Source organism: Halobacillus sp. (assembly GCF_049282395.1).
Taxonomy (GTDB): Bacteria; Bacillota; Bacilli; order Bacillales; family Halobacillaceae; genus Halobacillus.
Genome location: NZ_JBAPTY010000224.1, coordinates 1 through 1,511 on the forward strand (window position 1 = coordinate 1; position 1,511 = coordinate 1,511).

At 41.0% G+C, this 1,511-nt stretch carries 3 protein-coding genes; 1 reads left to right on the top strand and 2 read right to left on the bottom strand.

Features of this window, described 5'->3' with window-relative positions; all coding sequences use genetic code 11:
* Positions 1–128: 128 nt before the first annotated feature.
* Both WAM07_RS09850 and WAM07_RS09855 read right to left on the bottom strand, forming a co-directional pair.
* Positions 129–308 carry a hypothetical protein gene (locus tag WAM07_RS09850; RefSeq protein WP_224895395.1) on the bottom strand — a complete coding sequence of 60 codons (180 nt, stop codon included), beginning with the start codon at positions 306–308 and terminating at the stop codon, positions 129–131.
* A gap of 104 nt (positions 309–412) precedes the next feature.
* Entirely contained in the window at positions 413–1,249 is an 837-nt protein-coding gene (locus tag WAM07_RS09855; protein ID WP_422166453.1) for a Ku protein, read from the bottom strand.
* A gap of 158 nt (positions 1,250–1,407) precedes the next feature.
* On the opposite strand from WAM07_RS09855, the gene WAM07_RS09860 reads away from it, so the two are divergent.
* Positions 1,408–1,511 (top strand): hypothetical protein (locus WAM07_RS09860; RefSeq protein ID WP_422166455.1); only part of this gene is annotated, 104 nt, incomplete at its 3' end.

Consider the following 1,511-nt stretch of genomic DNA (forward strand, 5'->3'; position numbering starts at 1 on the left):
CCAAACGCTGGGTGGAAAGAATCGTCTCCATTCTCTGTAATTGATTGTCATCCATAATATCATAATGGTTAATCAGAACCGTAGAATCCCGGTAGTAATAACGGGAAGACCCACTGCCGTATCGGGAATTAGGCATGACGTGAAAGTTCCAAAGCCCTCTTAATAAATTCCTTATGGGTTATGGCACCGGTTAAACATTTTTTCACAAGCGTCTCTTGCTTTTGGCTTAGGCGTAGTCCTTCGACAGCCAATGATGCTTTTGCTGGACGCATCAGAATTTCCGCCTCTTCCTCTGTACGCGTACTCATTAACAAACCCTCCGCCCCATAAATCATTCTATTATATATTATACTACAATTCCGAGAATAAATACAGGTTAAACGGGCGACAAAATCCTATTGTGACGCCTTTTTTATGAGGTTTTCTTCTTTGAACCTGCATTCGATTTTCGCTTTGTTGTTTTTTTCTTTGTCCCTCCTTTTGTTTTCTCTAAAGATTTCTCTAAAGCTTCCATCAAATCAGTTACATTATCAGGCTTCGGTTTATCCGCAGCTGTGGTAATCTCTTCATTGTTTCTTTTCGCTTCAATTAAATCAAGCAGAGCTGTGCGGTATTCATCCTTATACTTTTCCGGGTCAAACTCTGCCGTAAGTTGATCAATTAACGTCACGGCTGTACTTACCTCTTTTTTGCTTAGTTCCGTTTCTTCCGGAACGTTAGGGACATCTTTAGATTGCCGGACTTCGTCCGGGAAATGGATGGTCTCCATAACCAGCGTATTCTGGTAAACGCGAACGATGGCAAGCTGCTCTTTAGAACGAATAATAATCTTCGCTACACCGATTTTGCCTGTGTCGGTTAGGGCTTTTCTTAACAATCCATAGGCTTTACTTCCACCTTCGCTCGGTGACATATAGTAGCTTCTTTCAAAATAAATGGGGTCAATTTCTTCAAGTTTTACAAAGTCCAGAATCTCTACTGCTTTATCTTCCTGTTCCTTTTTTAACGTCTCCAGATCTTCCGCATCTAAGACCACGAATTTGTTCTTAGCGTATTCATAAGCTTTTACAATTTCCTGACTTTCTACTTCCCTTTCACAAACCGGGCACCTTTTTTTATATTCAATCGGCGATTTACATTCTTCGTGAAGCTGTCTGAGCTTAATGTCCTTATTCTCGGTTGCTGCATGAAGCTTAATTGGAATATTAACCAGCCCAAAGCTAATCGTGCCTTTCCACATTGTATGCATAGAGCCCACTCCTTTTTCCATAGCTTTCTCGAATGAAGGGAAAATATGTTTAAAAGCGCTGGGATAACTCAAACTAATGGAAACAATGAGGAGGTTTAAAGATGGTCAAACCTATGCTGTTGACGCTAACGGAATCTCTTCCCACTGGTGATGAGTGGATGTATGAAGTGAAATATGATGGATTTCGTGTACTCTTACATGCGAACGAGGGTAACATTACACTCACAAGCCGAAATGGCAAGGACTTTACTTCTCAGTTTCC

Bases quoted from the DNA above. Each gene is read 5' to 3' on its own strand.
- WAM07_RS09855 (WP_422166453.1), bottom strand. From the start codon at position 1,249: ATGCATACAATGTGGAAAGGCACGATTAGCTTTGGGCTGGTTAATATT.
- WAM07_RS09850 (WP_224895395.1), bottom strand. From the start codon at position 308: ATGAGTACGCGTACAGAGGAAGAGGCGGAAATTCTGATGCGTCCAGCA.